Here is an 18,652-nt window from a genome sequence, read left to right as displayed (position 1 = left end):
GGATTCAGTCGGCTCCGGTTCTCGGAGCGGGGGTGGCCGGTTCAATTGCGCGATGCAGAAAGCTCACCAGGGCGTGCGCGTGGGGTGCCATGGCTTCGCGCAGGTCGTGGTCTCCCTCCACCAGCAGCAGACGCGCATTGCTGGATGTTGCCAGCAGACGGTAAGCATCATCCACCGGAACGGTGCGGTCCCGCAGACCATGCACCAAGAGGATTGGACAGCGCACGGCAGGCAACGTTCCCAATGGAGCAATCTCGTCAAAAGTGACGCCGATGACCCGCTGCACATGCCGCATCACATACCAGCCCAGCAGTCCATATGGGATCTGCTTATCTGCCATGAAGCGGCGCATCACCTCGGCGGGATGGGCAAACGCAGACAGGCTGACCACAGCGCCGACGTCATGGTGACGTGCGGCATGCAGCAACGCTGCAGCCGCTCCAACCGAGTGGCCCAGCAGCGCTACGCGGTCAGCGGCGATGTTGGGTTGGTGCTTGAGCCATGCGAGACCAGCGGCAATGTCTTCGGCGAAGCGCGGCATCGATGTGAACGTTTCATCGTCGCTGTGCCCATGGCACCTGGCGTCCAGCAGCAACACAGCAAATCCGGCGGCGTGCAGCGGTGGCACCACGGATCCCATCATGGAGGCGTTGGCGCCCCAGCCGTGCATAACCAGCACTGCAGGTGCTGGCGCCGCTACGGTTTGCGGTGGTGACACCAACCAGGCGGCCAGGTGTTTGCCACCCGCAGTTGGGACATGGACTTGCCGAACACGATCCGAGGTCAAGCCAAATGCATCGTCCAAGGGCTCATGAGGCACTCGCGGCGCGCGCAACCCGCGCACGATGCCTCTGTGGGCCAACTTGCGAAGCGCCCAGACGCCGCCCAGCGTGGCCGCTGCCCCAAGCACCGCGGTCATGGGCGCCCGGTCAAATCGACCTGCCTCACGTCACAACCCTTCGCGGGTTGGTGCGGGTCACAAAATGCCGGGATGTCCAGCCGATCACTGCGCCGAAGATCACATGGCCGATCAGGCTGGGCAGCACGGTGGAGGCTCCGAGTTGCCAGGGAAGCGGGTCGTTGAAATAGATCGGCAATGCCAGCGAGTTGATCGCCACATAGTAAGCCGCCCCGTACGCTGCACCGGTCATTACTGGCCATCGTTCGGCTTGGGTGAACAGCAAGACGAGGAGCAAGGGCAGCGCTGAAACCCAGCCGATGACAAGGTGTTGCACAAAAAGTAGCCAGGGCTGGGGGTCACTGATGTACAGCCCCGCGAATTTCGGGCCGTAGTGGCCAATGCGCAGGCCCGCCGCTTTGAAGATCGGACTCAGCGGAACGATGGCCACGGAGGCGATAGTCCCGGAGCGGAAGCTTTCGACAAGGAGGGCCTTGATTTTCATGGGGCCAGCTCAGGATTGATCGCGCAGAGTGTGGCCGGCAGCATCGATCACCGTGACCCGCACCGGGACAGCTTGGCGCACGCTTTGGGTAACAGTGCAAAACTCCTCGAATTGCGTCAAAGCCCGCTCCAAGTGCTCCAGCGAATTCGCCACTACCCCGAGGGTGATAGTGGAGTGGATACTCAGAATACGCAGCCTCCCTTCGGGATTGCGACCCACCTCGGCCGTAACCTCGCAGCGCAGCGGTTCGGGTGCCTGCTTGAACTTGCGCAGCGCAAAAAGAAGTGAGTCGCTCAGACAGTTGCCCACCGAGGCACACAGCAACTGCGCAGGAGACGGGCCGCCCCCCTTACCTAGCGGTGAGGGCTCGTCGGCAATCAGGCTAGAAATGCCTTCACCAAATCGGATCTCAAAACGGTAGTCGGCCTGCTGTTCGAGCGAAACGGATACTGTGGTCATTTGGGTGATTTCGATAAGTTTGGGCGAATGTGCTCAAGGGGCATTCACCCTGATGGGCAGATCGGACTCAGCCCTCCTTACAACTCACTTCTTCAGTGAGCAGGTGTTAAAGCCGAAGATGGCATAGGGTGGACACCAGCCGATCAGGCCAGTGAGTAAGGGCACGACACCCAGGTAGCCCCACATGCCGATGGTGTTGGTAGCCGCACCCGCAATCAAGGCCAGCCCGATGAGGATGCGCAATGTGCGGTCAATGCCGCCGACGTTCTTGGTCATGGTAATTCTCCAAAAGTAAAAATGGATGGCTAAATAGCCATGTGCGCACTTGATCAAAGTGCGTTCAAGGGGATCTTCAGGTACGCGACGCCGTTGTCTTCTTTGGGCGGCAGCTCGCCAGCGCGGATGTTCACTTGAACCGATGGAAGGATCAAGGTGGGCATCTCCAGGGTTGCATCGCGCTTCGTGCGCATGGTCACGAATTCATCTGCGCTCACACCATCGTGCACGTGGATGTTTTTAGCTCGCTGTTCGGCCACCGTCGTCTCGAAAGCCACCGGCCGGTCGTTAGGGGGGTAGTCGTGACACATGAAGAGGCGTGTTTCGGGTGGCAGGCTCAGCAGCTTGCGAGTGGAGGCGTAAAGCGCGCGGGCGTCGCCGCCGGGGAAGTCGCAGCGCGCAGTGCCCACATCCGGCATGAAAAGGGTGTCGCCCACGAACACCGCTTCACCAAAGCGATAGGCAGCACAGGCTGGCGTGTGACCGGGCACGAACATCACTTCACCAGACAGCATGCCCAATGGGATGCTTTCTCCTTCCTGAAAAAGATGGTCGAACTGCGAGCCATCCTGTTTGAAACTCGGCTCCAGGTTGAAAACGCCCTTGAACACCTTTTGAACTGCGGTGATGTTGCCGCCAATGCCGATCTTTCCGCCGAGATGCGCCTGCAAGTACGGCGCGGCCGAAAGGTGATCAGCGTGTGCGTGAGTTTCTAGGATCCATCGCACCTTGAGTTGATGGGTGCGCACATAGTCGATCACCTTGTCAGCAGAGGTGTGCGTTGTGCGGCCCGATTTTGGGTCGTAGTCGAGCACTGAGTCGATGATCGCTGCTTCGCTGCCAGGGCCGTTGTGCACAACATAGGACACCGTCCAAGTGGCTGGGTCGAACATTCCATGCACATGGGGCTGAGGAGTTGATGTTGGGGCGTTTGTCATGGGCAGCTCCTTTTTAAATAAGCTAAAGATAATATATTGACAGATAGTTTATTTGTCAATATATTATTGCTATCGTATAAAAAGTCGTAGGCCGCCACACCCCAGAAAGAAGCACCGATGAAGAACTCCGTGATGGACTTGGAACAAATGCAGTTGGCCGCGGACAGGGCCTGCCGAGTGATGAAGGTGCTGGCCAACCCAGACCGGCTGCTCATCCTGTGCCAACTCTCGCAGGGCGAACGCCGGGTTGGTGAGCTTGAAGAGTTGTTGGGCATCGTGCAGCCCACCTTGTCGCAGCAACTAACCGTGTTGCGCGATGAGGAACTGGTGAGCACCCGCCGTGAAGGCAAAAACATCCACTACGCATTGACCAGCCCCAAAGCGCTAGCCGTGATGCAGGTGCTGTACGAACAATTTTGTGTTTGTGAAACGAAGTGAGTCATGACGATTGATTGGGTCAATTTCACGCCCTTGGCTTCGTTGTTCGGCGGCATCCTGCTGGGCGTAGCGTCGGCCTTCTACATCCTGGTCAATGGCCGGGTGCTAGGCATCAGCGGCATCCTGGGTGGCCTGTTACCACTAAGCTGGGAGACGCCGGCTGGCAAATCGCCTTCCTGCTGGGCATGCTGGCTGCACCTCTCGTGTGCGGCTTGCTGGCGCCTGCCGACTTTGTGCAGGCGCCACGCATCGACGCCGGTTTCGCCACCATCGTGGGAGCCGGGCTTCTGGTAGGTCTGGGCACACGCTACGGCTCGGGCTGCACCAGCAGACATGGCGTCTGCGGTCTTTCGCGCCTGTCGCCCCGCTCACTGGTGGCCACGCTAGCGTTCATGGGTGCGGGTTTCGCCATGGTCTTCGTGATTCGCCACGTTCTGTAAGGAGCATCTACATGCACCGCATCACCGAATTTTTTGTGGGCCTTCTTTTCGGCCTGGACCTGTTGCTCTCAGGTATGACCGACCCGTCAAAAGTGCTGGGTTTCCTGGATCTTTCTGGCACTTGGGTTCCGTCACTTGCCTTTGTCATGGGCGGTGCAGTCGCAGTGGGCTTTTTCGCCTTTGCCCTTGCGCGCAAGCGCAACAGCAACAGCAACTTTTTGGGCGGCGCTCTGAACCTGCCCAAGGCCACTCAGATCGACAAACGCTTGCTCACTGGCGGTCTGACCTTTGGCATAGGCTGGGGTTTGTCAGGGTTCTGCCCAGGTCCGGGTATTGTGTCCATGGCTGCGGGCGAACTGAAGGCAGCGGTTTTCATGGCGGCCATGCTCTTCGGCATGGCAATTTTCGAAATCGCCGAGCGCGCAGGCTCGCGTCGACGTATGGGAGCGTGAGGTGACCCCTTTCAACGCCGTACCTCTCTCCGAAGCCTTGTCGGTCACTGGGCAAATCTCTCCAGACGACCTTCAGGCGATTGCTGCCGCCGGCTTCAAATCTCTAGTCTGCAACCGTCCAGATGGTGAAAGCCCAGGGCAGTTCAGCTCACAGGATATTGCGACGGCTGCACACGCAGCCGGACTGAAGCTGGCCTATCTGCCCGTCGTCTCGGGTAGCGTTCGCGCGCAGGACGGACGCGATTTTGGTGACTTGCTGACACAGTTACCTAGCCCTGTGCTGGCCTACTGCCGCAGCGGTACGCGATCAGCCTTGCTTTGGGCGCTTTCGCAAGTGGGTTCAACGCCCTGGCCAGATCTCGTACAGCGGGCCGCCCAGGCCGGAATCAACCTGACCAGTTTGGCACCACCCGTGCCGCCATCGAAGTTGTGATGTTTAGCGCCTGCACAGGTATCTTTCCATGATCACAATGCCATCCTGGCGCCGCATGTTGCCTTCACTGCCTGTGTTGCAATGGGGTCGAGCGTACAACCGAGAGGCTCTGGTGAGTGATGGCGTGGCGGCACTCATCGTCACCATCATGTTGATACCTCAGAGTCTCGCCTACGCCATGCTCGCGGGCTTGCCGCCCGAGGTGGGTCTCTACGCCAGCGTAGCGCCGCTACTGCTATATGCGGTGTTCGGCACCAGCCGCGTGCTTGCGGTGGGGCCGGTGGCGGTAGTCTCGCTCATGACAGCTGCTGCCATCGGACAGCACGCCCCGGCTGGTACACCCGAATACTGGGCAGTAGCCATCACGCTGGCTTTTCTTTCGGGCTTGCTGCTGCTGTCCATGGGGTTGCTACGTCTTGGCTTTCTTGCCAACTTCCTCAGCCACCCGGTCATCTCAGGCTTCATTTCGGCATCGGGCATCCTGATCGCGGCCAGCCAGCTCAAGACGTTGATGGGTGTGAGCGCCGAAGGGCACAACTTCCTGGATCTGAGCCTGTCCCTGATGTCACAGCTCGGCCAGGTGCATGTGCTGACCCTGGCCATTGGAGCTGCAACCGTCGCGTTTTTGTTCTGGGTGCGCAGCGGTCTCAAACCCTTGCTGCAGCGCCTGGGCATGAAGCCGCGCGCGGCCGACGTGGTGGCCAAGACTGGGCCGGTGGCTGCCATCGCCGTGACAACGCTGCTCACCTGGGCGCTGGACTGGCAACTTCAAGGCGTGAAGATCGTGGGCGCCGTGCCCCAGGGTTTGCCGCCGTTCACGCTGCCTCTGTGGGATCTGGGTCTGTGGCAGGCGCTGCTGGTGCCGGCACTGCTCATCAGCGTGGTTGGATTTGTGGAGTCGGTATCGGTCGGGCAGACGCTGGCGGCCAAGCGGCGCCAGCGCATCGAGCCCGACCAGGAACTGGTAGCGCTCGGGTCGAGCAACCTCTCGGCGGCGTTAACCGGAGGCTTTCCGGTCACGGGTGGCTTTGCACGCTCGGTAGTTAATTTTGACGCCGGGGCGCAAACACCCGCCGCGGGTGTGTTCACCGCGGCCGGTATCACACTGGCCTCGCTGTTCCTTACGCCCGCACTGTACTACCTGCCACAGGCCACGTTGGCCGCCACCATCGTGGTGGCGGTACTCTCACTGGTGGATTTCAGCATCCTGCGCAAGACTTGGAACTACGCGAAGTCCGACTTTTCTGCAGTTGTGGCCACGCTGGTGGCCACCCTCACTGTGGGCGTTGAGACCGGGCTGATTGTGGGGGTAGGAGTGTCCCTGGCGCTCTACCTCTACCGCACCAGTCGCCCGCACATGGCCGAGGTGGGTCTTGTCGTCGGCACCGAGCATTTTCGCAATGTGCAGCGCCATGCAGTGGCGGTGAGCCCACGGGTGCTGAGCCTGCGGGTGGACGAAAGCCTGTACTTCGCCAACTCACGCGCGCTGGAAGACCGCATCAATAGCGCCGTTGCCAGCCGCCACGGGTTGGTGCACGTGATATTGCTGTGCTCAGCCATCAACGATATTGATGCGAGTGCACTGGAAAGCTTGGAAGCTATCGATCTGCGCTTACGCGGGGCTGGCGTGCGGCTTCATCTCTCAGAAGTCAAGGGCCCTGTGATGGATCGTTTGAGAAAAACCGAGTTTCTGAATGGCCTCAGCGGGCAGGTGTTCCTTTCCCACTATCAAGCTATCGTTGAACTGGCGCCCGAATTGATCGCCTGATTGCACCCATGCTGCATCCATCCGGCAAGGCCGCGTAGCTGCATCAATAAGCCTTTTATAAAGAGACACTATGAACCACCTCAAAATCGGTACCCGCTTGGGATTGGCATTTGGCCTCATCCTCTTGATCACTGCCCTGATTGCCACTGTTGGTGTTTGGCGTCTATCGACTCTCAAAGAAGCCACCGTGCGCATTTCATCCATAGAAATTGAGCGCAATGAGTTAGCCATGAATTGGAAGGCCGCCATTGATTTGAACTGGGCACGAGCCTCAGCGGCGCTCAAAACATCGGATGCTGCGTACATCTCATCCTTGGGCGCGGAGATGGCTGCCACCACCAAGGAGGTGACTGAAGGACAAAAGAAGCTGGAAGGGCTGATGGAGGGCGCCAAGAGCAAGGAGCTGTTGGCCAATGTGGCGTCGGCACGCAAGACCTACCTCGCTGCACGGGCGAAGTTGCTGGAGCGCAAAAAGGCCGGTGAGGACGTTTTTGCACTGGTTGACAGCGAGTTGCGCCCTCTGGCGCAGAACTACATCAAAGCCCTGGAAGCTGTTACCAAATACACCCATGACGAATTGATTGCTTTTGAAGAGTCTGTTCTGAAAACAGCCGTCACGAGCCAGTGGACGCTGGGCGTCGGTGCAGGAGTGTCCTTGATGCTGGGGCTGCTGTTTGCCGTGTGGGCCACGCGTTCCATCACCACCCCAGTGCAGCGTGCGGTAGAGGCGGCCGAAGAAATCAGCCGGGGCAATTTGTCGATCGACATCGACGCCCAGGGCAAGGACGAGCCTGCCCGCCTGCTGCATGCCCTGGCGGAGATGCAGCAAAGCCTGTCGCGCATCGTGGGCCATGTGCGTGAAGGGTCTGAGAACGTGGCGACGGCCTCGTCCGAAATCGCCCAGGGCAACAACGACCTGAGTGCGCGCACCGAGCAGCAAGCCAGTGCCTTGCAGCAGACCGCTGCATCCATGGAACAACTCAATTCCACAGTGCGCCAGAACGCGGACAACGCCCGCCAAGCCAACCAATTGGCCATGAGCGCCTCTACGGTGGCCGTGCATGGCGGCGAGGTGGTGGGCCAGGTGGTTGAAACCATGAAGGGTATCCATGAGAGCTCACGCAAGATCTCCGACATCATCAGCGTCATCGATGGGATTGCCTTCCAGACCAACATCCTGGCGCTGAACGCTGCGGTGGAAGCCGCCCGTGCGGGTGAGCAAGGCCGTGGCTTTGCCGTGGTGGCCAGCGAGGTGCGCAATCTGGCAGGCCGATCAGCCGACGCGGCCAAGGAAATCAAGAGTCTCATCACCGCCAGCGTAGACCGGGTCGAACAAGGCACCGTACTCGTTGATCAGGCGGGGGCAACCATGACAGAAGTCGTCACCGCCATCCGTAGCGTGACCGATATCATGGGCGAGATCAGTGCTGCCAGCAACGAACAAAGCCAGGGCGTGAGCCAAGTGGGCGAAGCGGTGACCCAGATGGACCAGGTCACACAGCAAAATGCCGCCCTGGTGGAAGAAATGGCCGCTGCAGCCAGCAGTCTGAATAATCAGGCGCAAGACTTGGTGAGTGCCGTGGCGTTTTTCAAATTGTCACCCGCCGATGAGCAAAGCGCCCAGGCTAACCGTGCGCAGGCTGAGACGCCACGTGTGCACTTTGCGCCGACCGGCGTGGCTGCACCAGCAACCAAGGCCTTGGATCGCATTGCAGGTGGTAGCGGGCATGGCGGCGCCTCTTTGGGCGTGAATCTGGACAACGCCATTCAGTCCCATGCCAACTGGCGCGCCAGGTTGCGTACCGCTGTTGCAAAGAGAGAAACTCTTGATGCTGACGCTCTTTTTAGAGACGATTGCTGTGATCTGGGCGAGTGGCTGTATGGCGCCGGTGGATCGAAGTACGGCGGCAAGCCTTCCTTTGTGAATCTACTGGAATCGCATCGTCAATTTCACCAGGAAGCCGGCAAGGTGGCGCACCTGATCAACCAGAGGGCTTACGAAGAGGCCGAAAAACAGTTGGAGAACAACACGGGCTTCTCCAAAGCGTCCCAAAAAGTGGGTACGGCCGTAATTCAGTTGGCCAAGGAGCTGAAGGTCAAGATGACGGCTGCGTCCGCTCCCAAGGCGGCTGGGCCCGTGCGCCAAGTGCCATTCAGCAGTGCGGCCAAGCCCAAGGCGGCCGGAGGCGAAGATGGGGCCTGGGAATCTTTTTAATGCGTTGCACCGACCGCTCGAACGCACACAGGTGGACTGAATCGCCGCCTTGACCCATGCGCTGCGCTGGAGGGAGTTCTAGATCCTAGCCGAGTCTTCTCTTCCCCTCGGCGTACTAGGGTAAGCATGGTCAATAGGCAACCCGCGGCGACTTGTAGCCGTCAACCAGACCAGCCGAGCTTGTGAGCTTTCGTGGTTTGGTCGTGGCGCGCATCATCTTCCGTATGCAAATAGATGCTGGTGGTGGAAATATTTGCGTGCCCCAGGTTGTCGCGAACAGCCTTGAGATCCATGTTGTCGCTCTGATGGGAGCCTGCTGTATGCCTCATCCAGTGGGCGGAGGCCTTCTCCACATGAGCGGCAGCGGCCTCATGGTCAGGCCCCAGCGCGCGCAGGCGGGTTGCGGTTTCACGGAAAATTGTCTTGACCAACTCGTGCACCGCACTGCGTCCCATAGGTCTAGCCCCCCCAATCAACGGCAGGAGCAGTGGTGCGGAATCTCCCTCGCGAGGTAGAGGTCCCAGGTCATTCGACTTTCGGTAGCGCATCAGCTCCGAGACCAACTCGTCTGTCGCTGGGATCGCTCTGGTTTTTTCTCCCTTGCCACGAATCTCCAGCCACCAGCGCTCGCGTCCATCGGTTCCCCGTCGCCAGTAAAAGTCGCCCATGGAGTTGTTACAGACCTCTGAAATCCGCAGGCCACCGATGTAGAGAAGGGAGAAAAGCCACCGGTATCGGGCCGCTTGAAGAGCAGCCCGAGGTGTACCGATGGGCAGGGCTTCAATCGTCGCACGCACTTGCGCCCAGTGTTCGTGAGGCAGAAACCTGCTGGTCTTGGCGGGTCGGGCCACGGACTTGCGGCGCCGCAAAGCAAGGGGATTGCCCGCCAGATACCCGGCTTGAACCAGCCAGTTGAAGAGGCTGTTGAGGATCGAGAGTGCCTGGCGCTGGCTCTGCCGGTCCAGCGGCTTGGCGAACGGACGCCAGTGGGGCGAGGACCTCGGTGCCTTCTGTGCGACCTGCATGACCCATCGATCAACCGGTTGGGGATTTTCCAAAAAGGACTCGTAGGCCAGGAAGTCCTCGTGGGTCAGATCGGACAGGGCCTTGCCGTGCTGGTGCACGCACCAGAGCAACAGCCTTTCCGCCTCCTTGCGATAGCTGGCCAACGTGGCTGGTGAATCCCTGTAGCGCGCCAGCCAGGCCAAAACTGCAGAGCGGTCGTCATTGGCCGCTACCTGGGGCAGGCTCGGGGCCCGATTTCGGCCACGCTCTCCGGACAGGTGAAGGGGTAGCACCAAACCCTCCAAAGGCTCAAGATGAGCCAAAACGGCTGGTGCGACGATCAAACTGCTCATGAGCTGAATTCTATGGACATTAGAGTAATTATGTCCATAGATTGGAAATTATCTCATTGATTTTTACGTTATACGTTGTATTATTTGCTAATGAGCGAAGAATCAGAAATCCAAGCCGAAGTTGAGGCCCTGCGGGAGCGTTTCAGCGACACGAAAGCGTTGTACCGCGAGGTTTGCGCGTTGCTGTTCTTCCGGTACGGCATCACGCCCACCGCGAGCAAGCTGTATCAGCACGTGCGAAAAGGCTCCATGAGCGCGCCGGCCGAAGCATTGGCCAAATTTTGGGAGGACCTACGCGGCAAAGCTCGGGTGGAAATTGACCACCCGGACCTTCCGGACGCGTTGAAACAAGCTGCAGGCCAGGCAGTCAGCGTGATGTGGGCCCAGGCAACGGAGTTGGCGCGCGAGGAGCTAGCAGTCCTGCGGGTCGAGGCACACGCAGAGGCCCAGAGTGCACAGGCAGGCCTGCAGGAGGCTCTGCAGCGAAGCGCTGTCCTGGAGACCCAGATACAGACCGCACAGACCAAAGTCACCGAACTGGAGACCCGAGCTCAGGCCCTTGCTGCAGAGCTTGAGCAAGAACGGCGTGCGCATGCTGCGAGTACAGCGAGAGGTGAGGCGCTGTCCAGGCAGGTGGATGAGCTGAAGCTGGAGCAATCGAAGAGCAGGCAGCATTTCAGTGCTGAACTTGACAAGGGGCGTGCGGCCATCGATGAGGCGGCCTCCCGTGCGGCCGAGGCCGAGCGCCGCGCGCTTCGTGAAATTGATCGGGAGCGCACTGCTCGAACACAGGTAGACCAGCAACTGGAGCAGCTGAGGGGCAAGCTCGCAGAAGTGGAGCGTGATCACCATACAAAGGTCCTAGAGGCCAACGCAGCCCAGACACGATTGGCCGCAGACCTGGAGAGCGCACGGGCTTCGCTGGCCGAGAGCGCCCGCGTGAACCAACTGCAAGGCGTTGAGCTGCAGCAGGCACTGCAGGCAGTGGCGCAGCACAAAGCGGAGGCTGACACCCTGCGCGGATTGGTGGCGCAGTTTCAACCACCGCCCAGGCCCGCTCGCAAGAAAAAACCGATGGACGGCCATTGATTGCTTGCACGTCGGCCGTCAGTCGGCGAAAAAGCTCCACACAGTATCTGCATACAAACTAGCGACGATCCAATGGCACGCGACGACTTCACGAAACCGACCAAGAATCAGGCTTACCAGCGGGCGGCAGGTCGTTGCTCCAATCCCGATTGCCGCGCCACCACCTCCGCGCCAGTGGGCGAAGTTGACTTCTCCAATGTGGGGGTCGGCGCGCATATTCATGCGGCATCGCCTGGGGGGCCGCGTTATCTCGCTGCAATGATTGCAGAGGACCGGCGCGGCTTTGGCAACATCATCTGGCTATGCCAGACCTGCTCGACGGTCATCGACCGGGATCCGGACTCGTACCCTGCAGAAACGCTCAAAGCATGGAAAAAATCGGCTGAGGCAAGGGCTCTGATGGAGCAAGGCAAACGGCTTCCCGATGAAAAGGATATCTATCGCATGGCGGCCATGGCCATGGGCACCCGAACGCCTGGGTTTTATCCAGAAGCCATAGGCAATGTGCACAAAGCCTTGGTCGATCAATTGCAAGCGGTGGATCCGAGGTTCACTGTTTCAACGGCGTACTCGGGTGGCAACACAACGATTACCGTGGGCGCGAAAGAGACCGTGTCTTTCTCCATCAAGATTGGACAGGAATCAGCTGATGTCTGGCGCAAGGGCCTTCAGGCGTCCATTGACGAGGGCCGTGAAGCGACGCTGCCACTCGATGGGGTCGTGTTTGAAGGATCAAAAATCTTCGACGTGCTGCATAAGGATGCCAACTTGGCATCGATAACAATCATCCCTGCGGCGCGTCCAGCAGTGTTAAAGATACTGGCGCCCCAGAGTAACCCTCCGATTTTTGAGATTATCACTGGCCAAATAACTACTGGGCGTAAGCAAATCAGATTTTCAGGCGCTGGATGCGGTGGACTTCTCGACGTAGAAATAAATTTCACGCCAATCGGTGAGGATGGTATTCAGTCTGTCTCGACACTGACCACCAATCTCAAAGTGTGGCAGGGAAAGGACGCGGCAAACCCTCCGTACTTGGACACACTCATCAATTTGTTCGAAACAATTTTTGACCCGTGTGCTCCTATTTCTTTCGCCATGGAAGTCGATGGAAACCAAGTTTCAGCGGGGAATTTCCATACACCTAAGCATATAGAGGAGATGGAGGAAATGCTTGGATTCGCTCACTACGTAAGGCGAGCGAGAAACGTGCTTAGATACCTGCATCAGAGTGCACAGATTGATATTTTTGCGATTATTCCCGCGAGTGATTATCGGGCGCTGGCGCGAGTCAGCGATATCATTGAGGGCAAGCTTTCCTACCAGCGCTCACAAGTCACAGCACCGCCGGAGATGACTGTCGGCTGTACTGGTGAGGAGGAAAAAAACCTGATGGAAATTGTGCGCAGAGGTAGCTTTTCCGTCCTCAAGCAGACAGAGCCCGCATCGTTGGTCACCATCTATGGGAAAAAATACGAAGTACCCCCGACTACCAGCTATTACTCGCCAGTGAGACTGCATATCCTGAGTAAGAAGAAGAAAAAGGAGATCGTTGACTTCCGACTACGCATCGAAATGGCGGATAATTTTACAAGCCAAACGTTTTTCGATGTTCAGCAATGAACAACTTCCCAATAGGTATGTGGGCAGGAAAGAGCTTGGATTATAAAGTGGGCATTCACCGTTAAATATACCTTCTTAACAAATGATCCCCGCGAACTCCTTCTCGAACATTCATCAAGAATACCTGGATGCTATGAAATGGATGGCCAATCTAGGGATTAGTCTTCAGAGTGGACGCACTTCCAACTATGAAAAAGTCATCGGCTACTGGAAGTATGCGTACCTCACTGCCTCCATTGAGGAGGCGAACCAAGCATTTCCGGATTTCGTAAGTTCATTGCTTGAAATCGTAGAGTTCACAAGAATTCACAAGGCCTTGCAAGACGTTTCTCCGCTCGAACTGACCTCAGTAATCGAAAAGCTAAAGAAGGCCGTCAACGGCCCAGTCAATATAGTCAGCGAGACCCAAAAATCCACGGCCGCACGTAATTTCCTTTTCGAAGCAAGCGTAGCCGCCATGGCTCATCGCCCAGCTCGGAGCGTGGAGGCGATCTTGAATGCTCGCAGCGACACTGGAATCAAGATCGAGGGACGGAAAATTTGGGTTGAATGCAAACGGGTGACCAGTGAGCAGGCGCTGGAGGGCAATCTGCGCAAGGCCTGTTCACAACTTCAGGAGACTTTCAAGACAGAGATTGGATCCGGCCACCGGGGCATAGTTGCGATGGATGTGTCAAAAATACTCAATCCAAAAGGAGACCTTTTGGTTGCCAAAGATGATGCGGAGTTAACCAGGACGCTGGCGCGTTTGCTGCAAGATTTCGCCAACAAGCATTCAGGCCTCTGGCAACGTGTTTACGCCGAGAAGAGCAGAAAAATCATTGGGACAGTCTTCCGACTTTCATGCTTGGCAACATCTGAAGCGAGGAAAATGGCCGTTCAGTGCTCTCAATGGGCGGTAAGCCCGAGAGCAGACGCAACAACAGCAGATGTACAGATTCAAAAACGACTGGTGGAAGCCTTGTCACAAGATCTCTGAAAGATGTTGTGCTCGCTGGTGAGCCCGTCGTGCTCAGGAGGTTCTGTGCGGCCACATATGGAGCGGCAGCAATCCGAAGGATGGGGTTGGGGCAGCTGGTTTTTCCCGGATCTGCTAACCCGGTAAATCGCACGCAAAAAGAGGTGACTATTTTTTAAGCAAAACTCTAAGTTGTTGATTTTATTGATTTTTGCAAGCTGCTAACCCGGTAAATCGCACGCAAAAAGAGCTGACATTTGAAAACTTGCGCGCGTCCAGGAGTGCGTCTTGGAGCACGGGCGAGGGCTCACGGTGGGGGGCGCAAGGACTTCGACACTGGTCTTGACTCCGGCTGGTTCGCTCGGTGGTGGCTCAAATTACCGATTCACTGCAAACGTGCCACACGCTGCTTGGCTGGGCGCTCAATGAGCGCATCGATGTAAGGATCCATGTCGAACGCAATCGTCCCCCGAAAATTCACGTGCTCGAAGTGCACGGGTCCGATGCGGCGCAGCCAGCTTTCATCTATGGGGTGTTTGGCCACCTTCCAGCGATCCACGACATCTTGCATCTTCATGGTGTTCCAGCTGATCACGACGTTGGTCAGCAGGGTGTGCGCTGTTGAGATAGCCCGCAGCTCATCAGCCCTGCGCCCGCGTGAGACTCCTACACGTCCGTGGTACACAGCGCGCTGCAGCTGGTGTACAGATTCGCCCCTGTTGAGCAAGGCATGCATCTCGCGGCGAAACTCGGGAATGGTGAAGTAGTCACACAAAAAGATCGTACGCAGCAACTTGCCCAATTCGTCTGCGGCAGCGTGCACGGGATCGCCCCGCGCCGCGCTGCCAAGGCGGGCGATAGCTTCTCCAGCTGTCAAGCGCCCTTGCCGGATAGAGGCAACCAGGTGCAGTAGGTCCATCCATCCGGCTCGAATCTTCCCAAGCGAGACCTTCCCAACGGTTAGGCGCTCCAAAGCTTCCGGCACAGTGTCCCCCCTGGCCAAGAACATCTTACGTTCCGACAATTGGCGCAAACGGACGCACAGATCGAAGCCCAGCAACTTGGCGATGGCCATCGCTGCGTTGGTGTAGCCATGGGTGTCCACAGCAAGCAGGGATAGTCGGATCTGGTCCTCGCGGCGGGAACAGTTGTGCGCTTCGACACCGTCCACCGCTGGCGCTGCTTGCCGGTCATTGATCACGATAGGCTGGTCATGAAACAGTGCCCAGGTATCAAGCATGTGCACATAGATGCCAACACCATGCTGCTTGCGGCGGTATTCCATACGCGCCGAGTGCAGGTACCGTGACGTATCGAGCGTCATCGAATCAGAGGATGCTTTGTCGCCCTGGCCCCAGAGTTTGGCAATAGGCATGCTTTGCTGGAACTCGATGACCCGTGAGTTGGCCTCCCGCAAACGGCCACTGGCCTCCGTTGCACGCATGGCCATAGAGACCTGAGACACCTGCAGGCCTGGGATCATCGCGCATACACCTTTGGCAGTGTTCTCTGTTCCGTGTGTGTATAGGGCGCCGTAGACGGCCTTCAGTTCAGCCATGTCTTTGGCTCTGCGGCCTAGCAGAGCCTGGCTAAAGCCGCTTTTTGCGTCGATCTCGACCAGCATGTTGCCAAACTGGGCATCGCCGATCATGTTGAACATGCTCTCGCGTGTCTTGGTGACCTGGGGTTCGACTTCAAGCGCCTGAATCGGTGCAATGTGAATATGCCCCTGGCTGTCTATGGTCAAGGCCCCGTCCTCCACGGCCTGCACCAGTTGGCCGATGCCCGCTTTGACCCGTCCCAGCACGCGCTCCAGGAACTTATCTGGATTGTCCGTCAAGCTCAAAGCTCGGATCAGCGACTTGTGCTTCTCGGCCCACTGCGTTTCGGGTATCAGCTGATCGGCACGGTTGCGATGGCGGCTGCTGTGTTCCAGCCACAGCTTTCCGCCTTTGATCGCTTTCTTCAAAGAAGTCGCGGCGCTTGCTTTGAGAGCTGCAAGAGCAACCTTGCGATCAGGGCCTTCAAGCAGCGAGTGCCAGCTTGGGTCCGCAACCGACACATCAAACCCCTCGGGAAGGCTGCTGATGCCGCGTTTGGACAAATCGCGCAGCGTCTTGAGCTGCTTGAGCGCCTTGTCCGTTTCCTCGCCTTTGATCTCAAGGACTCCGAGGGCATTGAGCAGGGCCGACATACGCGGCGCTTGTTCTTTCACCAGTGTTTCCCGGACGAATTGAGCCCGCGTACCGGCAAAGTTTTCTCCATTCTTGGGCACCAGGTCGCGCATCGCCGCGACGATCTGAGCATCGGTCAACTGCGTGTCATAGAGAATGTCCTTCAGCTTGACGCGCTCAGCACGCAGATCCACAGCACTTTCGGCCTGCTTCTTTAGGACCTTGCCAGAGGCCTTGTGATAAAGATCTGTGAGACATCGCGCACCGATGTCTGCGGCGAGATCGGTCTGATCCAAGAGGGTGACATGCAGGAAAGAGACGATGCGCAGATCGCGCTGATCCTCAGAGAGAAACTTCGTCGCGGAGGGTGGACGATTGATCACCTCTTGGCTGTACGCCCTGAGACGATTCAATGGAATCGCCGACAGCTTCCACTTGTGAACTTGCAGTGACTTGAGGCACTCGATTTTCTTGGTGACCTCGCTCAGCGTGATCTGCCCGTGCTTCCCTGGGGGTGTGCGCAGCCACTCCAGCACTGTGTGACCGCCAGGCCCTGATCGCTTTGAGAATGCGAGCGAGAGCGCCGCCTGAACCTGTTTGGGTGGCGCGCAGGTGCGGACCGCTGCGATTGCTGCATTCTCCTGTTCAGCAAATGCCATGCGCGCCATGTCGCGCAATGTCCGGTCACCAGGCAGGACGATCCGTCGATCAAAAAGCCAGTGTTCAGACTGTTGGATCAGGTCATCGACTGATACCGCTGAGGCGGAAAGCTCGCCCAAAGCATCTGCCAGGAGCGGTTTGGTGGTGTCGTCTACTACCGCGAAGCCGACACGTTCCCGAGCCCAGAGCTGGTGTTCGTATCGCGTGTCCTTGTCCTTGTACAGCGAGGTCACCGAAGCGATATCCGTCGCATTCATCCCAAGCGCTGAGGTCAGGTACCGCAGCAAAACGGAGGGGAGGCCTGAAAAGGCATCGGGGTGCCGCCCGGTGGCGCGCAGCATGACCAGTTGGACTGCAGCGCCAAGGCGTGCAGTCCCTCTGAACCGGGGCGGGCGCAGCTCCTGGATGTCTTCAATGCTCAGCCCAAAGCACTCTTCGACTTCCCGCTTAGATAGCGATTTGGGCAGAGTATCGGCGCCAACGAAACGTAGGTAGTAGCTAGACAAGCTGGTCCTCCCGTGGCTGGCGTGGTCGCAAGCCTGCTGCAGTCTACGTATTCGCTACTGATAATTCCAGACAATAAAAAAGTGCGGGTTAACCCGTAGCTCTTAACCGGGTTTTCTGCACGGAAAGTGAGATCACCCCTCATGGGGGTGCGGCTCATGATCTTGTTCTTGGCCTCATCGCTGGTCAGCACGGCCTTGGCAGCCAGCTCGGTGGCAATAGTGCCGGGCGCCACAGCGTTTACGCGGATGTTCTTGTCGGCCAACGCCAGGGCCATCACCCGCGTCAGTTGGTTCACGCCGCCTTTGCTGACGTTGTAGCTGGAGATGTTGGGGATGGTCAGCACACCGTTGACCGAACTCATGTTGACGATGGCGCCGCCGCCCGAAGCAACCATAGCCCGGGCCACAGCCTGGCCGACGAGGAACGAGCCCTTGAGGTTGACCCGCAACACAGCGTCAAAGTCGGCCTCGGTCACGTCCAGAAAGTCAGCGGCACGGAAGATGCCCGCATTGTTCACCAACACATCAATACGCCCGTAGGCCGCCAGAGTCTGCGCGACCAGCGCATCCACCTGCGATTTATCGCCCACATCGCAACGCACATACAGCGCGCCCAGTTCCCGCGCCAGCGCTTGGCCGCGAACGTCGTCCACATCAACGATCACCGGTTTGGCACCTTCAGCGGCAAAACGACGGACACAGGCTTCGCCAATGCCTTGTGCACCGCCGGTGACGATGCAGACGCGACCCGTGTGGCCGAAGTGGACGGAGGATGTGGAGGAAGGTTGGGAAGAAATGCTCATGGGCGTTGATGGTAGCGGCTTGGACAATGGGCAGGGTTGAAAGCGCCTAGGTAGTGTCATTGCGGCGGGAGTGCAGACCCATTACAGTAGATACGATGTATATTATGTTAAATATAAAATCACGCTGACCACGATCATTTCAGCGGATGCCAAAACTCTCAGCTTGTGCACTCCTTGGCTTCCGCGACGCCAAGGAGTGCGGCCAAGGAATGCATTCGGTTAGATCAGCAGGAAATCATTGACCAGAACTGCAGGGTGCGTTGACATGCCCAGCAGCGCAATCTGAACTGCAGCCCCAGCACCTGCGCCGTCAGCGTCGTAGGTCAGAATACCTGTAGTGCCGCTGTAGATAAGATTGGCGCTCAGGCCTACAGTGTCTCCAGCCATTCCCAGCCCCGCGTAGAGGCTTGCAGACAAGGCAATGACATCCACGCCCGACTGAAAGTCTGTGATCGTGTCCACGTTGCCAACGCTGGGGGCTGTAGAGAAGACAAAACGATCAGCACCAGCACCTCCGGTCAGCGTGTCCCGTCCCAGCCCGCCCACGAGGGTGTCGTTGCCCGCCAGACCACTGAGCAGGTTGACGCCGTCACCACCGGTGAGCAGGTTGCTCTCGGCATTGCCCGTCAGGTTCACGTTCAGCGCATTGACGACCGTGG

The 18,652-nt window shown here is 58.2% G+C and carries 17 protein-coding genes and 1 pseudogene; 9 read left to right on the top strand and 9 right to left on the bottom strand.

Going from position 1 to position 18,652, the window contains the following annotated elements:
- Positions 1 to 4 precede the first annotated feature (4 nt).
- From OIN59_RS17155 to OIN59_RS17135, 5 genes are all read right to left on the bottom strand, one after another.
- Positions 5 to 919, bottom strand: coding sequence for an alpha/beta hydrolase (locus tag OIN59_RS17155; protein ID WP_274112280.1), 915 nt, complete (start codon positions 917 to 919; stop codon positions 5 to 7).
- Positions 920 to 944: 25 nt separating this feature from the next.
- Positions 945 to 1,403, bottom strand: coding sequence for a hypothetical protein (locus OIN59_RS17150; protein ID WP_274112279.1), 459 nt, complete (start codon positions 1,401 to 1,403; stop codon positions 945 to 947).
- Between the two features lie 9 nt (positions 1,404 to 1,412).
- Positions 1,413 to 1,862, bottom strand: a complete 450-nt coding sequence (locus OIN59_RS17145; protein ID WP_274112278.1) for an OsmC family protein — start codon at positions 1,860 to 1,862, stop codon at positions 1,413 to 1,415.
- An 84-nt stretch (positions 1,863 to 1,946) separates the two neighbouring features.
- A complete protein-coding gene (locus tag OIN59_RS17140) occupies positions 1,947 to 2,138 on the bottom strand; it encodes a YgaP family membrane protein (protein WP_028600946.1) in 192 nt (63 codons plus the stop codon).
- Positions 2,139 to 2,191: 53 nt separating this feature from the next.
- Positions 2,192 to 3,076, bottom strand: coding sequence for an MBL fold metallo-hydrolase (locus OIN59_RS17135; RefSeq protein WP_274112277.1), 885 nt, complete (start codon positions 3,074 to 3,076; stop codon positions 2,192 to 2,194).
- A gap of 117 nt (positions 3,077 to 3,193) precedes the next feature.
- Here OIN59_RS17135 and OIN59_RS17130 point away from each other — a divergent pair, with 117 nt between their 5' ends.
- The 6 genes and pseudogenes from OIN59_RS17130 (at position 3,194) to OIN59_RS17105 (ending at position 8,822) form a co-directional block, all read left to right on the top strand.
- On the top strand, positions 3,194 to 3,514 hold the full coding sequence (locus OIN59_RS17130) for an ArsR/SmtB family transcription factor (protein WP_274112276.1): 321 nt from the start codon (positions 3,194 to 3,196) through the stop codon (positions 3,512 to 3,514).
- Between the two features lie 3 nt (positions 3,515 to 3,517).
- Positions 3,518 to 3,954: pseudogene (locus OIN59_RS17125) on the top strand (YeeE/YedE family protein).
- Positions 3,955 to 3,965: 11 nt separating this feature from the next.
- Positions 3,966 to 4,406, top strand: coding sequence for a DUF6691 family protein (locus tag OIN59_RS17120; RefSeq protein WP_274112275.1), 441 nt, complete (start codon positions 3,966 to 3,968; stop codon positions 4,404 to 4,406).
- 1 nt (position 4,407) lies between these two features.
- Complete coding sequence (locus tag OIN59_RS17115; protein WP_274112274.1) at positions 4,408 to 4,839, top strand: TIGR01244 family sulfur transferase; 432 nt, start codon at positions 4,408 to 4,410, stop codon at positions 4,837 to 4,839.
- A 28-nt stretch (positions 4,840 to 4,867) separates the two neighbouring features.
- On the top strand, positions 4,868 to 6,607 hold the full coding sequence (locus tag OIN59_RS17110; protein WP_274112273.1) for a SulP family inorganic anion transporter: 1,740 nt from the start codon (positions 4,868 to 4,870) through the stop codon (positions 6,605 to 6,607).
- A 70-nt stretch (positions 6,608 to 6,677) separates the two neighbouring features.
- A complete protein-coding gene (locus OIN59_RS17105; RefSeq protein ID WP_328517984.1) occupies positions 6,678 to 8,822 on the top strand; it encodes a methyl-accepting chemotaxis protein in 2,145 nt (714 codons plus the stop codon).
- 161 nt (positions 8,823 to 8,983) lie between these two features.
- Here the strand turns inward: OIN59_RS17105 and OIN59_RS17095 are convergent, their stop codons facing one another.
- Positions 8,984 to 10,180: a tyrosine-type recombinase/integrase gene (locus tag OIN59_RS17095; protein ID WP_274112272.1), complete on the bottom strand. Its 1,197-nt coding sequence runs from the start codon at positions 10,178 to 10,180 to the stop codon at positions 8,984 to 8,986.
- Between the two features lie 90 nt (positions 10,181 to 10,270).
- Here OIN59_RS17095 and OIN59_RS17090 point away from each other — a divergent pair, with 90 nt between their 5' ends.
- The 3 genes from OIN59_RS17090 to OIN59_RS17080 all read left to right on the top strand — a co-directional run bounded on the left by OIN59_RS17090 (position 10,271) and on the right by OIN59_RS17080 (position 13,871).
- Complete coding sequence (locus OIN59_RS17090) at positions 10,271 to 11,269, top strand: DNA-binding protein (RefSeq protein ID WP_274112271.1); 999 nt, start codon at positions 10,271 to 10,273, stop codon at positions 11,267 to 11,269.
- A gap of 72 nt (positions 11,270 to 11,341) precedes the next feature.
- The gene (locus OIN59_RS17085; RefSeq protein WP_274112270.1) at positions 11,342 to 12,892 is read left to right on the top strand and encodes a hypothetical protein; all 1,551 of its coding nucleotides are present in this window, start codon (positions 11,342 to 11,344) and stop codon (positions 12,890 to 12,892) included.
- Between the two features lie 82 nt (positions 12,893 to 12,974).
- Positions 12,975 to 13,871, top strand: a complete 897-nt coding sequence (locus OIN59_RS17080) for a hypothetical protein (protein WP_274112269.1) — start codon at positions 12,975 to 12,977, stop codon at positions 13,869 to 13,871.
- 364 nt (positions 13,872 to 14,235) lie between these two features.
- On the opposite strand, the gene OIN59_RS17075 is transcribed toward OIN59_RS17080, so the two are convergent.
- From OIN59_RS17075 to OIN59_RS17065, 3 genes are all read right to left on the bottom strand, one after another.
- Positions 14,236 to 17,190, bottom strand: a complete 2,955-nt coding sequence (locus OIN59_RS17075) for a Tn3 family transposase (RefSeq protein WP_274112268.1) — start codon at positions 17,188 to 17,190, stop codon at positions 14,236 to 14,238.
- A complete protein-coding gene (locus tag OIN59_RS17070; RefSeq protein ID WP_274112267.1) occupies positions 17,103 to 17,993 on the bottom strand; it encodes an SDR family NAD(P)-dependent oxidoreductase in 891 nt (296 codons plus the stop codon). The genes OIN59_RS17075 and OIN59_RS17070 overlap by 88 nt, the downstream gene beginning before the upstream one ends.
- A gap of 219 nt (positions 17,994 to 18,212) precedes the next feature.
- A partial coding sequence (locus OIN59_RS17065; RefSeq protein WP_274112266.1) for a M10 family metallopeptidase C-terminal domain-containing protein occupies positions 18,213 to 18,652 on the bottom strand: 440 nt, incomplete at its 5' end.

Origin of the sequence: Acidovorax benzenivorans (assembly GCF_028680575.1) — a bacterium.
Lineage (GTDB): Bacteria > Pseudomonadota > Gammaproteobacteria > Burkholderiales > Burkholderiaceae_C > Acidovorax > Acidovorax benzenivorans.
This window is presented reverse-complemented; position numbering and strand designations above follow the sequence as displayed.

Coding starts and splice junctions, on each gene's coding strand:
- OIN59_RS17150 (WP_274112279.1), bottom strand. CDS start 1,403: ATGAAAATCAAGGCCCTCCTTGTCGAAAGCTTCCGCTCCGGGACTATC.
- OIN59_RS17145 (WP_274112278.1), bottom strand. CDS start 1,862: ATGACCACAGTATCCGTTTCGCTCGAACAGCAGGCCGACTACCGTTTT.
- OIN59_RS17135 (WP_274112277.1), bottom strand. CDS start 3,076: ATGACAAACGCCCCAACATCAACTCCTCAGCCCCATGTGCATGGAATG.
- OIN59_RS17130 (WP_274112276.1), top strand. CDS start 3,194: ATGAAGAACTCCGTGATGGACTTGGAACAAATGCAGTTGGCCGCGGAC.
- OIN59_RS17155 (WP_274112280.1), bottom strand. CDS start 919: ATGACCGCGGTGCTTGGGGCAGCGGCCACGCTGGGCGGCGTCTGGGCG.
- OIN59_RS17085 (WP_274112270.1), top strand. CDS start 11,342: ATGGCACGCGACGACTTCACGAAACCGACCAAGAATCAGGCTTACCAG.
- OIN59_RS17140 (WP_028600946.1), bottom strand. CDS start 2,138: ATGACCAAGAACGTCGGCGGCATTGACCGCACATTGCGCATCCTCATC.
- OIN59_RS17095 (WP_274112272.1), bottom strand. CDS start 10,180: ATGAGCAGTTTGATCGTCGCACCAGCCGTTTTGGCTCATCTTGAGCCT.
- OIN59_RS17105 (WP_328517984.1), top strand. CDS start 6,678: ATGAACCACCTCAAAATCGGTACCCGCTTGGGATTGGCATTTGGCCTC.
- OIN59_RS17120 (WP_274112275.1), top strand. CDS start 3,966: ATGCACCGCATCACCGAATTTTTTGTGGGCCTTCTTTTCGGCCTGGAC.
- OIN59_RS17110 (WP_274112273.1), top strand. CDS start 4,868: ATGATCACAATGCCATCCTGGCGCCGCATGTTGCCTTCACTGCCTGTG.
- OIN59_RS17080 (WP_274112269.1), top strand. CDS start 12,975: ATGATCCCCGCGAACTCCTTCTCGAACATTCATCAAGAATACCTGGAT.
- OIN59_RS17070 (WP_274112267.1), bottom strand. CDS start 17,993: ATGAGCATTTCTTCCCAACCTTCCTCCACATCCTCCGTCCACTTCGGC.
- OIN59_RS17090 (WP_274112271.1), top strand. CDS start 10,271: ATGAGCGAAGAATCAGAAATCCAAGCCGAAGTTGAGGCCCTGCGGGAG.